Source organism: uncultured Flavonifractor sp. (genome assembly GCF_944387675.1).
Lineage (GTDB): Bacteria > Bacillota > Clostridia > Oscillospirales > Oscillospiraceae > Flavonifractor.
This window is the reverse complement of record NZ_CALXFV010000085.1, coordinates 1-9,890: the sequence shown is the minus strand read 5'-3', so window position 1 is coordinate 9,890 and position 9,890 is coordinate 1. Positions and strand designations below refer to the sequence as shown.

Here is a 9,890-nt window from a genome sequence, read left to right as displayed (position 1 = left end):
GGCGAGAAGAAGGTGCTGAAGACCTGGAGCCGCGCCTCCACCATCTTCCCCTCCTTCGTCGGACACACCTTTGCCGTACACGACGGGCGCAAGCACGTGCCTGTGTATGTGACCGAGGATATGGTGGGCCACAAGCTGGGCGAATTTGCCCCCACCCGCACCTTCCGCGGCCACGCCGGCAGCAAGACTGGTAAGTAAGGAGGAGGAGAGAACATGGAAGCGAAAGCACATCTGAGATATGCCCGTATCTCTCCCCGTAAGGTCCAGGTCGTGTGCGACCTGATCCGCGGCAAGAGCGTGGCCCAGGCCAACGCCATCCTGATGGCGACGCCCAAGGCCGCCTCCGAGCTGCTGCTGAAGCTCCTCAAGAGCGCCGCGTCCAACGCGGAGAACAACCACCAGATGGACCCCGAGAAGCTGTATGTCTCCCAGGTGTTTGCCTGCCCCGGCCCCATCATCAAGCGGATGCGTCCCCGGGCTCAGGGCCGTGCCTATCGGATCAACAAGCGCACTTCTCACATCACCATCGCCGTGGCTGAGCGCTAAGGGAGGAGGAAGAATATGGGACAGAAAGTGAATCCCCACGGCCTGCGCGTGGGCGTCATTAAGGACTGGGACTCCCGCTGGTATGCCCGCAACGAGAAGGTGGGCGACCTGCTGGTGGAGGACAAGAAGATCCGGGAGTATCTGAAGAAGACCCTGTATTCCGCCGGGATCCCCAAGATCGAGATTGAGCGTGACAACGCCAAGGTGCGCATCTACCTGCACTGCGCCCGTCCCGGCGTGGTCATCGGCAAGGGCGGCGAGGCCATCGAGGCCCTGCGTCTGAAGCTGGAGAAGATGCTGGGCAAGAGCGTGGCCCTGAACATCGTCGAGGTGAAGAGCCCCGATATGGACGCCCAGCTGGTGGCCGAGAACATCGCCCAGCAGCTGGAGAAGCGCATCGGCTTCCGCCGGGCCATGAAGAACGCCATGGGCCGTGCCATGCGGATGGGCGCCCGGGGCATCAAGACCCAGGTCTCCGGCCGCCTGGGCGGCGCCGAGATTGCCCGCACCGAGCACTATCACGACGGCACCATCCCCCTGCAGACCCTGCGGGCCGACATTGACTACGGCTTTGCCGAGGCTGCCACCACCTACGGCCGCATTGGCGTGAAGGTGTGGATCTACAAGGGCGAGGTGCTCACCCAGACCCTGCGGACCACCCCCCGCACTCTGGACACCAAGAACTTCAAGGAGCGCTCCGACCGTCCCCGCCGCGACCGCCGCGACGGCGACCGCAAGGGCGGCTTCAACCGCAACGGCGGCGGCTTTAACCGCGGCGCCGGCCGTCCCCAGGGCGGCTTCAACAACAACAACCGTCCTCAGGGCGGTTTCAACCGGCCTCAGGGCGGCGCCCGTCCTGCTGCTCCCAAGGAAGGAGGGTCCAACTAATGCTGCTGCCTAAGAGAGTGAAATACCGCCGCGTCCACCGTGGCCGCCTGAAGGGCAAGGCCATGCGCGGCAACACCGTGACCTACGGTGAGTTTGGCCTGCAGGCCACCGAGCCCAGCTGGATCACCAGCAACCAGATCGAGGCCGCCCGTATCGCCATGACCCGCTACACCAAGCGCGGCGGTAAGGTGTGGATCAAGATCTTCCCCGACAAGCCCATCACCGAGAAGCCGGCCGAGACCCGCATGGGCTCCGGCAAGGGCTCTCCCGAGTACTGGGTGGCCGTGGTGAAGCCCGGCCGCGTGATGTTTGAGATCGCCGGCGTCTCCGAGGAGATCGCCCGGGAGGCCCTGCGTCTCGCTTCCCACAAGCTGCCTGTGAAGTGCAAGATTGTGGCGAAGGAGACCGCCGAGACCGAGAATGGTGGTGAATGAAGATGAAGGCTACTGAAATCCGCAAGATGAGCGCCGCCGAGCTGGAGAACAAGCTGGGCGACCTGAAGAAGGATCTCTTCCAGCTGCGTCTTCAGCACGCCACCAATCAGCTGGAGAATCCGGTGAAGATTGCCGAGGTCAAGCGGGACATCGCCCGCGTGAAGACCATCATCCGTGAGCAGCAGCTCGCAGGCCGCTAAGAAGGAGGAACAAGAAGATGGAAAACAGAACTTCTTCCCGCAAGACCAGAGTCGGCCTGGTGGTCTCCGATAAGATGGACAAGACCGTGGTGGTGGCCATTGCCGACCGTGTGGCCCACCCCCTGTACAAGAAGATTGTCAAGAGCACCTATAAGCTGAAGGCGCACGACGAGAAGAACGAGTGCGGCGTCGGCGACCGCGTGCGGGTCATGGAGACCCGGCCCCTGTCCAAGGACAAGCGGTGGCGGGTCGTCGAAATTATCGAAAAGGCGAAGTAAGGAGGTGTCGGTATGATTCAGCAGGAAACGTATCTGAAGGTGGCCGACAACACCGGCGCCAAAGAGATTAAGACCATCCGGGTGCTGGGCGGCTCCAGCCGCCGGTACGCCAACATCGGCGACGTGGTGGTGGCTTCCGTCCGCAAGGCTCAGCCCGGCGGCACCGTGAAGAAGGGCGAAGTGGTCAAGGCCGTCATCGTCCGTTCCGCCAAGGGTGTGCGCCGCACCGACGGCAGCTACGTCCGCTTTGACGAGAACGCCGCCGTCCTTATCAAGGACGACAAGAATCCCCGCGGTACCCGCATCTTTGGGCCAGTGGCCCGCGAGCTGCGCGACAAGGATTATATGAAGATCCTGTCTCTGGCTCCCGAAGTGCTGTAAGGGGGTAGGAGTAGACATGAATAAGATGAGCATTCGCAAGGACGACACCGTTATCGTCCTGTCCGGCAAGGACAAGGGCAAGCAGGGCAAGGTCCTGGAGGTTATGCCCAAGGAGGGCAAGGTGGTTGTGGAGAAGGTCAACGTGGTCTCCCGCCACCAGAAGCCCCGCAAGCAGGGTGAGCAGGGCGGTATCCTGAAGAAGGAAGCCCCCATCTACGCCTGCAAGGTGCAGCGCGTCTGCCCCAAGTGCAACAAGCCCACCCGGCCCGCCCACAAGCTGCTGGCCGACGGCAAGAAGGTCCGCGTCTGCAAGAAGTGCGGCGCCGAGATTTGAGAGAGGAGGAGTGAACAACAATGGCTGACAAGAAAGTACCCAACCTGAAGGCAAAGTACCAGGCCGAGGTCGCTCCTGCTCTGATGCAGAAGTTCGGTTACAAGTCCACCATGGAGATTCCCCGCATCGACAAGATCGTGGTCAACTGCGGCTGCGGCGAGGCCCGGGACAACGCCAAGGTGCTGGAGGCCGTGGTGGGGGATCTGACCAAGATCACCGGCCAGAAGGCCATCATCACCAAGGCCAAGAAGTCCGTGGCCAACTTCAAGCTCCGTGAGGGCATGCCCATCGGCGCCAAGGTGACCCTGCGTGCCGACCGGATGTGGGAGTTCCTGGACCGGCTGTTCAACGTGGCTCTGCCCCGTGTGCGCGACTTCCGGGGTATCAACGGCAACTCCTTTGATGGCCGCGGCAACTACGCCCTGGGTATCAAGGAGCAGCTGATCTTCCCTGAGATCGAGTACGACAAGATCGACAAGATCCGCGGCCTGGACGTGGTGATCTGCACCACCGCCAAGACCGACGAAGAGGCCAAGGAACTGCTGACTCTCATCGGCGCTCCCTTTGCCCGGTAAAGGAGGAGAACGAAATGGCGAAGAAGTCTATGATTCTGAAGCAGCAGGCGGAGCCCAAGTTCTCCACCCGCCGCTACAACCGCTGCAAGATCTGCGGCCGTCCCCACGCCTACCTGCGGGACTACGGCATCTGCCGTATCTGCTTCCGCGAGCTGGCTTACAAGGGTCAGATTCCCGGCGTCAAGAAGGCGAGCTGGTAAACCCAGCCCGCCTCTTGGCCGGTAATTTGGAATAAAAACGATACCCCGCCGGCGGCCAACAGGTCGCAGCTGCCTAACTGCGATACCTTGCCGCGGATACGGGCGCAGCCCGTAATTCTAAAAGGAGGTAACCATCATGCATATCACCGACCCCATTGCGGATATGCTCACCCGCATCCGCAACGCGAACAACGCCAAGCATGACACCGTGGACGTCCCCGCGTCCAACATGAAGAAGTCCATCGCGCAGATTCTGCTGGATGAAGGCTATATCAAGAACTTCCAGCTCATCGACGACGGCACCCAGGGCGTGATCCGCATCACCCTGAAGTACAACCCCGGCAAAGAGAAGATCATCACTGGCCTGCGCCGTGTTTCCAAGCCCGGCCTGCGTGTATATGCCGGTGCTGACGAGCTGCCCCGGGTCCTCCATGGCCTGGGCATCGCCATTGTGTCCACGTCCAAGGGCGTCATGACCGACAAGGCTGCCCGCGCGCAGCATGTCGGCGGTGAGGTCCTGGCGTTTGTCTGGTAAGGAGGGAGAGTAGAAAATGTCTCGAATCGGAAGAATGCCGATCTCCATCCCCGCCGGTGTGGACGTGAAGATCGAAGCCGGTAACCTGGTTACCGTGAAGGGTCCCAAGGGCACCCTGACTCAGCAGCTGCACCCCGCCATGACCATCACCCAGGAGGGTGACGTGCTCCATGTCACTCGTCCCAACGACGAGAAGGAGAACCGCAGCCTCCACGGCCTGACCCGCAGCCTGCTGCACAATATGGTGGTGGGCGTCACCGACGGCTTCAAGAAGGAGCTGGACGTGAACGGCGTTGGCTACCGTGTGGCCAAGGAGGGGAACAAGCTGGTGATGAACCTGGGCTTCTCCCATCAGGTCACCATGGAGGAGATCGAGGGCATCAGCATCGAGGTTCCCAGCGCCAACAAGATCGTCATCAGCGGCACCGACAAGCAGAAGGTGGGCCAGTTTGCCGCCGAAGTGAGAGAGAAGCGTCCGCCTGAGCCGTACAAGGGCAAGGGCATCAAATACACTGACGAGGTCATCCGCCGCAAGGAAGGCAAGACCGGCGTCAAGAAGAAATAAGGAGGTGTGCCACAATGATCAACAGACCCGATACCAACGCTCAGCGGCTTAAGCGCCACAAGAGAGTGCGCGGCAAGATTTCCGGCACGCCCGAGCGTCCCCGCCTGAACGTGTTCCGCAGCAACACCAACATCTACGCCCAGGTCATCGACGACGTGACCGGCAAGACGCTGGCGTCTGCTTCCTCCCTGGAGAAGGGCTTTGAGGGCAAGGGCTCCGACTGCGAGGCCGCCAAGAAGGTGGGCCTGACCGTCGCCGAGCGCGCCAAGGCCGCCGGCATCGAGACCGTCGTGTTTGACCGCGGCGGCTACGTGTACCACGGCCGCGTGCAGGCCCTGGCCGAGGGCGCCCGTGAGGGCGGCCTGCAGTTCTAAGGGAGGAGGAAAAGATAAATGGCTCGTTTTGAAAGAGAACCCAGCGAGTTTACCGAGAAGCTCGTTTCCCTCAACCGCGTCAGCAAGACCGTGAAGGGCGGCCGCGTGATGAAGTTCGCCGCTCTGATGGTGGTGGGCGACGAGAAGGGCCGGGTGGGCTTCGGCACCGGTAAGGCCGCCGAGGTCCCCGAGGCCATCCGCAAGGGGATTGAGGACGCCAAGAAGAACCTGGTGACCATCACCCGGTCCGGCACCACCATTCCCCATGAGGTCATCGGCGAGTTCGGCGCCGGCCGCGTGCTGCTGAAGCCCGCCGCCCCCGGTACCGGCATCATCGCCGGCGGACCCGTCCGCGCCGTCATGGAGGCCGCCGGTATCCGTGACATCCGCGCCAAGTGCCTGCGCTCCAACAATCCGCAGAACGTGGTCTCCGCCACCTTCGAGGGGCTGAAGTCCCTCCGTGGTCCCGAGGAGGTTGCCCGCATCCGCGGCAAGAGCGTGGACGAGATCGTAGGTTAAGGAGGGCCGTGAACATGGCTAATCTGAACATCAAGCTGGTGAAGAGCCTGAACGGCCGCATCGCTAAGCACAAGGCCACCGCCGAGGCTCTGGGGCTGCGCCACATCGGCGACACCACCGTGCAGCCCGACAACGAGGCCACCCGCGGCAAGATCGCCCACATCGGCTATCTGCTTCAGGTGACCGAGGAACAGTAAGGAGGTGCGCGAAATGAATCTGCATGATCTTTCCCCCGCCGCCGGGTCCAACCCCAAGGCGTACCGCAAGGGCCGGGGCAACGGCTCCGGCAACGGCAAGACCGCCGGCCGCGGACAGAAGGGCCAGTGGTCCCGTTCCGGCGGCGGTGTCCGCGTGGGTTTTGAGGGCGGCCAGATGCCTCTGACCCGCCGCATCCCCAAGCGGGGCTTCAACAACATCTTCGCCAAGCCCCTGGAGGCCATCAACGTGTCCGCCCTGGAGAAGTTCGAGGACGGCGCCGTGGTCAACGTGTGCGACCTGCTGGAGAAGGGCATCCTCTCCAAGTGCGAGTACGGGTACAAGGTGCTGGGCAACGGCACCCTGACCAAGAAGCTGACGGTCCGTGCCTCCGCTTTCTCCGCCTCCGCCAAGGAGAAGATCGTGGCGGCCGGCGGAAAGTACGAGGTGGTATAAGTGATCGAAACCATCCGTAACGCGTGGAAGATCCCGGAGCTGCGCAAGAAGATTCTCTTCACTGTGTTTGCTCTGCTGATTTTCCGGCTGGGCTCCGTGGTTCCTGTGCCGTTTATCGACAGTGAGCTGCTGGGCAACACCCTCAACAGCATGGGGGGCATCTTCTCCCTGCTGGGTACCATGAACGGCACCGCCTTCTCCATGGCCGCCGTCTTTGCCCTGGGCGTACAGCCGTATATCAACAGCTCCATTATCATCCAGCTGCTCACCGTGGCCATCCCCGCTCTGGAGCGTCTCCAGCGGGAGGGCGGCGAGGAGGGCCGGAAGAAGCTGGCGGCCATCACCCGTTACGTCACCGTGGCCATTGCCCTGCTCCAGGGCTTCGGCTACTACACCCTGATCCGCACCACCGAGAACGGCATCCTGCTGGACACCGCCGGCCTGCCCGGCTGGTGGGCGGCTGTGGTCATCATCCTGTGCTTCACCGCCGGTTCCGCCTTTGTCATGTGGCTGGGTGAGCAGATCACCGAGTTCGGCATCGGCAACGGTATCTCCATCATCCTGTTCGCCGGCATTCTGTCCCGGGTCCCCTCCATGGTGTACACCATGTATCAGGGCATCCGGCACAATCTGGAGGGCGTCACCGGTGAGGGCGTGTTCAATCTCCCCTGGTGGGGCGCCATCCTCATCGTCATCGGCATGCTGGCCATCGTGGTGCTCATCGTGTTCATCCAGAACTCCGAGCGGCGCATCCCGGTGCAGTACGCCAAGCGGGTGGTGGGCCGGAAGATGTACGGCGGTCAGTCCAGCCACATCCCCCTGAAGGTGAACATGAGCGGCGTGATGCCCATCATCTTCGCCCAGGCCATTGCCTCTCTGCCCGCCACCATCGGCATGTTCTTCGGCAAGAGCAGCGAGAGCGAGGGCGCCTGGGGTACCTTCCTCACCGTGTTTGACACCACCAGCGTGGTGTATATCGTGGTTTATTTCCTGCTTATCGTGGGCTTCAGCTACTTCTACTCCACCATGCAGTTCAACCCGGTGGAGGTGGCCAACAACCTGAAGAAGAACGGCGGCTTCATTCCCGGCTTCCGTCCCGGCAAGCCCACCGCCGACTTCATCCACAAGGTGCTGGGTAAGATCACCATGTTCGGCGCCCTGTATCTGGCCATCATCGCCATCGCGCCCATCATCACCGGCGCGGTCATCGGCCAGAGCAACCTGGCCATCGGCGGCACCTCCATCATCATTGTGGTGGGCGTGGCCCTGGAGACCACCAAGGCGTTGGAGGCCCAGATGCTCATGCGGCATTACAAGGGCTTCCTGGAGTAAGAAGGGGACTTTATCATGAAAATCATCCTGTTAGGCGCCCCGGGCGCCGGGAAAGGGACTCAGGCGGAGATTCTCAGCGCCAAGCTGAATATTCCCACCATCTCTACCGGCAACATTCTGCGCGCGGCCGTGAAGGAGGGAACTCCCACCGGCCTGAAGGCAAAGAGCTATATGGACGCGGGCAAGCTGGTACCCGACGAGGTCATTATCGGCATCATCGGGGAGCGGCTGGCCCAGAGCGACTGTGCAGGCGGCTTTATCCTGGACGGGGTACCCCGTACCATTGCCCAGGCGGAGGCGCTGGAGGCCCACGGCATCCACTTCGACGCGGTGCTCTCCCTGGAGATTGCCGACAGCGTCATTGAAGAGCGGATGACCGGGCGCCGGACCTGCCACAGCTGCGGTGCCACCTATCACATCAAGGCAGCCCCCCCCAAGCAGGAGGGGATCTGCGACAAGTGCGGCGGCCCGCTGGAGCAGCGGAAGGATGACCAGCCGGAGACGGTGAAGCACCGGCTGGAGGTCTACCACAGTGAGACCGAACCGTTGAAGGGCTTCTATCAGACCCTGGGGGTGCTGACGGTGGTTCCCGACATGGGCGGCATTGAGGAGACCAACAACAAGATTATGGAACTCTTGGGGAAGTGACCTGAGATGGACATGATCTCACTCAAGTCCCCGCGGGAGATCGACTGTATGCGCCGGGCCGGGCGGCTTACCGCCCAGGCCCGGGCATTGGCCGGCTCCCTGGTGCGGCCGGGCGTCACCACCCACGAGATTGACGCCGCAGTGCGCAAGTTTATAGAAAGCCACGGCGCCAAACCCTCCTTTCTGGGGTACGGCGGGTTCAGCGGCTCTGCCTGCATCTCCATCAACGAGCAGGTGATCCACGGGATTCCCGGTCCCCGGAAGCTGAAAGAGGGCGACATCGTCAGCATCGACGTGGGCGCGTTTCTGGACGGCTTTCACGGCGACTGTGCCGCCACCTTTCCCTGTGGGGAAGTGAGCGAGGAGGCCATGCGCCTGATCCGGGTTACCGAGGAGAGCTTCTGGAAGGGCATTGCCCATGCCAGGCCGGGCAAGCGGGTCTACGACATCTCCCACGCGGTCCAGCAGTATGTGGAGGGCAACGGCTTCTCCGTGGTACGGGACTTTGTGGGGCATGGCGTGGGCGCCAAGCTCCACGAGCCGCCGGAGGTCCCCAACTATGGGCCTGCCGGCCACGGCGCCCGGCTCCAGCCGGGCATGACCATCGCGGTGGAGCCCATGGTGTGCGCCGGCGACTGGCGGGTGAAGGTATTGAAGGACGGCTGGACCACGATTTCCGCCGACGGCAGCCTCACCGCCCACTATGAAAACACCATTCTCATCACCGACGGGGAGCCGGAAGTGCTCACCGTGGCGGAGGAATAAGGATGGAGCTGGAGCATCCCGGAATCGTTCGCTCCCTGGCGGGACACGACAGGGGCGGGTTGTTCTGTGTGCTGGGCGCAGACGGACCCTATCTGCTGCTGTGCGACGGCAAGCGGCGGAGGGTGGAGGCGCCCAAGCGGAAGAAAGCCGTCCACACGGCAGACGCCGGGGCCTTTCAGCATCCCGTGCTGGAGGAGCTTTGGGCGGGAAAACTTCCCACCAACCGCCAGGTACGGAGGGCGCTGGCCGCTTTCCGAGCTGAGGAATCAAGGAGGGTATGACGCTTTGGCAAAGGACGATATGATCGAAGTGGAGGGCGTCGTGACCGAGTCCCTTCCCAACACCACTTTCAAAGTGGACATCGGAAACGGCCATATTATTCTGGCGCACATCTCCGGCAAGCTGCGGATGAATTTCATCCGGATCCTGCCTGGAGACAAGGTGACGGTTCAGATGTCCCCCTACGATGTAACCAGAGGTCGGATTACCTGGAGAAGCAAGTAATCCGCCGACCCTATCAATGACCGGCGCGGGACAGCGGGGCCTTGCCTCCGCCGCGCCGGGGCCATCAGGCTCAACAGGAGGTTAATGACATGAAAGTTAGACCGTCCGTGAAGCCCATGTGCGAGAAGTGCAAGATCATCAAGCGCAAGGGCAAGGTCATG

Annotated in this window: 22 protein-coding genes; all 22 read left to right on the top strand. The window is 62.4% G+C overall.

Annotated elements, in window-relative coordinates; genetic code table 11:
* Positions 1–198: 30S ribosomal protein S19 (gene rpsS, locus Q0J74_RS08590; RefSeq protein ID WP_297213347.1), on the top strand; the 198-nt coding region annotated here is incomplete at its 5' end.
* 15 nt (positions 199–213) lie between these two features.
* Positions 214–546, top strand: coding sequence for a 50S ribosomal protein L22 (rplV, locus tag Q0J74_RS08585; protein WP_297213344.1), 333 nt, complete (start codon positions 214–216; stop codon positions 544–546).
* 15 nt (positions 547–561) lie between these two features.
* Positions 562–1,434, top strand: coding sequence for a 30S ribosomal protein S3 (gene rpsC / locus Q0J74_RS08580; protein WP_297213341.1), 873 nt, complete (start codon positions 562–564; stop codon positions 1,432–1,434).
* The gene (gene rplP / locus Q0J74_RS08575) at positions 1,434–1,868 is read left to right on the top strand and encodes a 50S ribosomal protein L16 (RefSeq protein WP_297213337.1); all 435 of its coding nucleotides are present in this window, start codon (positions 1,434–1,436) and stop codon (positions 1,866–1,868) included. Before rpsC ends, rplP begins: the two co-directional genes overlap by 1 nt.
* Entirely contained in the window at positions 1,865–2,068 is a 204-nt protein-coding gene (gene rpmC, locus Q0J74_RS08570) for a 50S ribosomal protein L29 (RefSeq protein WP_130869688.1), read from the top strand. Before rplP ends, rpmC begins: the two co-directional genes overlap by 4 nt.
* A gap of 17 nt (positions 2,069–2,085) precedes the next feature.
* A complete protein-coding gene (rpsQ, locus tag Q0J74_RS08565) occupies positions 2,086–2,346 on the top strand; it encodes a 30S ribosomal protein S17 (RefSeq protein ID WP_297213330.1) in 261 nt (86 codons plus the stop codon).
* Between the two features lie 12 nt (positions 2,347–2,358).
* The gene (gene rplN, locus Q0J74_RS08560) at positions 2,359–2,727 is read left to right on the top strand and encodes a 50S ribosomal protein L14 (protein WP_297213327.1); all 369 of its coding nucleotides are present in this window, start codon (positions 2,359–2,361) and stop codon (positions 2,725–2,727) included.
* Between the two features lie 16 nt (positions 2,728–2,743).
* Positions 2,744–3,061 (top strand): 50S ribosomal protein L24, encoded by a 318-nt coding sequence (rplX, locus tag Q0J74_RS08555; RefSeq protein ID WP_297213324.1) that lies wholly within the window; start codon positions 2,744–2,746, stop codon positions 3,059–3,061.
* A gap of 20 nt (positions 3,062–3,081) precedes the next feature.
* Complete coding sequence (gene rplE / locus Q0J74_RS08550; protein WP_297213321.1) at positions 3,082–3,636, top strand: 50S ribosomal protein L5; 555 nt, start codon at positions 3,082–3,084, stop codon at positions 3,634–3,636.
* A gap of 14 nt (positions 3,637–3,650) precedes the next feature.
* Positions 3,651–3,836, top strand: a complete 186-nt coding sequence (locus Q0J74_RS08545; protein WP_006573415.1) for a type Z 30S ribosomal protein S14 — start codon at positions 3,651–3,653, stop codon at positions 3,834–3,836.
* 136 nt (positions 3,837–3,972) lie between these two features.
* Entirely contained in the window at positions 3,973–4,371 is a 399-nt protein-coding gene (gene rpsH, locus Q0J74_RS08540; RefSeq protein WP_130869684.1) for a 30S ribosomal protein S8, read from the top strand.
* A gap of 16 nt (positions 4,372–4,387) precedes the next feature.
* Positions 4,388–4,936 carry a 50S ribosomal protein L6 gene (gene rplF, locus Q0J74_RS08535; protein ID WP_297213314.1) on the top strand — a complete coding sequence of 183 codons (549 nt, stop codon included), beginning with the start codon at positions 4,388–4,390 and terminating at the stop codon, positions 4,934–4,936.
* A gap of 14 nt (positions 4,937–4,950) precedes the next feature.
* On the top strand, positions 4,951–5,310 hold the full coding sequence (gene rplR / locus Q0J74_RS08530) for a 50S ribosomal protein L18 (protein WP_087240987.1): 360 nt from the start codon (positions 4,951–4,953) through the stop codon (positions 5,308–5,310).
* 18 nt (positions 5,311–5,328) lie between these two features.
* Positions 5,329–5,829, top strand: a complete 501-nt coding sequence (rpsE, locus tag Q0J74_RS08525) for a 30S ribosomal protein S5 (protein WP_087343126.1) — start codon at positions 5,329–5,331, stop codon at positions 5,827–5,829.
* A gap of 14 nt (positions 5,830–5,843) precedes the next feature.
* The gene (rpmD, locus tag Q0J74_RS08520) at positions 5,844–6,026 is read left to right on the top strand and encodes a 50S ribosomal protein L30 (protein ID WP_087335586.1); all 183 of its coding nucleotides are present in this window, start codon (positions 5,844–5,846) and stop codon (positions 6,024–6,026) included.
* Between the two features lie 13 nt (positions 6,027–6,039).
* Positions 6,040–6,480 (top strand): 50S ribosomal protein L15, encoded by a 441-nt coding sequence (gene rplO, locus Q0J74_RS08515; RefSeq protein WP_297213309.1) that lies wholly within the window; start codon positions 6,040–6,042, stop codon positions 6,478–6,480.
* Positions 6,481–7,812, top strand: a complete 1,332-nt coding sequence (gene secY / locus Q0J74_RS08510) for a preprotein translocase subunit SecY (protein ID WP_297213306.1) — start codon at positions 6,481–6,483, stop codon at positions 7,810–7,812.
* 15 nt (positions 7,813–7,827) lie between these two features.
* Positions 7,828–8,460 (top strand): adenylate kinase, encoded by a 633-nt coding sequence (locus Q0J74_RS08505; RefSeq protein WP_297213302.1) that lies wholly within the window; start codon positions 7,828–7,830, stop codon positions 8,458–8,460.
* Positions 8,461–8,472: 12 nt separating this feature from the next.
* Positions 8,473–9,225: a type I methionyl aminopeptidase gene (gene map, locus Q0J74_RS08500; RefSeq protein ID WP_297213353.1), complete on the top strand. Its 753-nt coding sequence runs from the start codon at positions 8,473–8,475 to the stop codon at positions 9,223–9,225.
* 2 nt (positions 9,226–9,227) lie between these two features.
* On the top strand, positions 9,228–9,506 hold the full coding sequence (locus Q0J74_RS08495; RefSeq protein WP_297213300.1) for a KOW domain-containing RNA-binding protein: 279 nt from the start codon (positions 9,228–9,230) through the stop codon (positions 9,504–9,506).
* Between the two features lie 4 nt (positions 9,507–9,510).
* Positions 9,511–9,729 carry a translation initiation factor IF-1 gene (gene infA / locus Q0J74_RS08490; protein WP_087343141.1) on the top strand — a complete coding sequence of 73 codons (219 nt, stop codon included), beginning with the start codon at positions 9,511–9,513 and terminating at the stop codon, positions 9,727–9,729.
* A gap of 89 nt (positions 9,730–9,818) precedes the next feature.
* Positions 9,819–9,890, top strand: a 72-nt coding sequence (gene rpmJ, locus Q0J74_RS08485) for a 50S ribosomal protein L36 (RefSeq protein ID WP_297213350.1), incomplete at its 3' end; no start/stop codon positions are given.

Excerpts from the sequence above, each read along its gene's own strand:
- rplV (WP_297213344.1), top strand. The coding sequence starts at position 214 with ATGGAAGCGAAAGCACATCTGAGATATGCCCGTATCTCTCCCCGTAAG.
- rpsC (WP_297213341.1), top strand. The coding sequence starts at position 562 with ATGGGACAGAAAGTGAATCCCCACGGCCTGCGCGTGGGCGTCATTAAG.
- rplP (WP_297213337.1), top strand. The coding sequence starts at position 1,434 with ATGCTGCTGCCTAAGAGAGTGAAATACCGCCGCGTCCACCGTGGCCGC.
- rpmC (WP_130869688.1), top strand. The coding sequence starts at position 1,865 with ATGAAGATGAAGGCTACTGAAATCCGCAAGATGAGCGCCGCCGAGCTG.
- rpsQ (WP_297213330.1), top strand. The coding sequence starts at position 2,086 with ATGGAAAACAGAACTTCTTCCCGCAAGACCAGAGTCGGCCTGGTGGTC.
- rplN (WP_297213327.1), top strand. The coding sequence starts at position 2,359 with ATGATTCAGCAGGAAACGTATCTGAAGGTGGCCGACAACACCGGCGCC.
- rplX (WP_297213324.1), top strand. The coding sequence starts at position 2,744 with ATGAATAAGATGAGCATTCGCAAGGACGACACCGTTATCGTCCTGTCC.
- rplE (WP_297213321.1), top strand. The coding sequence starts at position 3,082 with ATGGCTGACAAGAAAGTACCCAACCTGAAGGCAAAGTACCAGGCCGAG.
- Q0J74_RS08545 (WP_006573415.1), top strand. The coding sequence starts at position 3,651 with ATGGCGAAGAAGTCTATGATTCTGAAGCAGCAGGCGGAGCCCAAGTTC.
- rpsH (WP_130869684.1), top strand. The coding sequence starts at position 3,973 with ATGCATATCACCGACCCCATTGCGGATATGCTCACCCGCATCCGCAAC.
- rplF (WP_297213314.1), top strand. The coding sequence starts at position 4,388 with ATGTCTCGAATCGGAAGAATGCCGATCTCCATCCCCGCCGGTGTGGAC.
- rplR (WP_087240987.1), top strand. The coding sequence starts at position 4,951 with ATGATCAACAGACCCGATACCAACGCTCAGCGGCTTAAGCGCCACAAG.
- rpsE (WP_087343126.1), top strand. The coding sequence starts at position 5,329 with ATGGCTCGTTTTGAAAGAGAACCCAGCGAGTTTACCGAGAAGCTCGTT.
- rpmD (WP_087335586.1), top strand. The coding sequence starts at position 5,844 with ATGGCTAATCTGAACATCAAGCTGGTGAAGAGCCTGAACGGCCGCATC.
- rplO (WP_297213309.1), top strand. The coding sequence starts at position 6,040 with ATGAATCTGCATGATCTTTCCCCCGCCGCCGGGTCCAACCCCAAGGCG.
- Q0J74_RS08505 (WP_297213302.1), top strand. The coding sequence starts at position 7,828 with ATGAAAATCATCCTGTTAGGCGCCCCGGGCGCCGGGAAAGGGACTCAG.
- map (WP_297213353.1), top strand. The coding sequence starts at position 8,473 with ATGATCTCACTCAAGTCCCCGCGGGAGATCGACTGTATGCGCCGGGCC.
- Q0J74_RS08495 (WP_297213300.1), top strand. The coding sequence starts at position 9,228 with ATGGAGCTGGAGCATCCCGGAATCGTTCGCTCCCTGGCGGGACACGAC.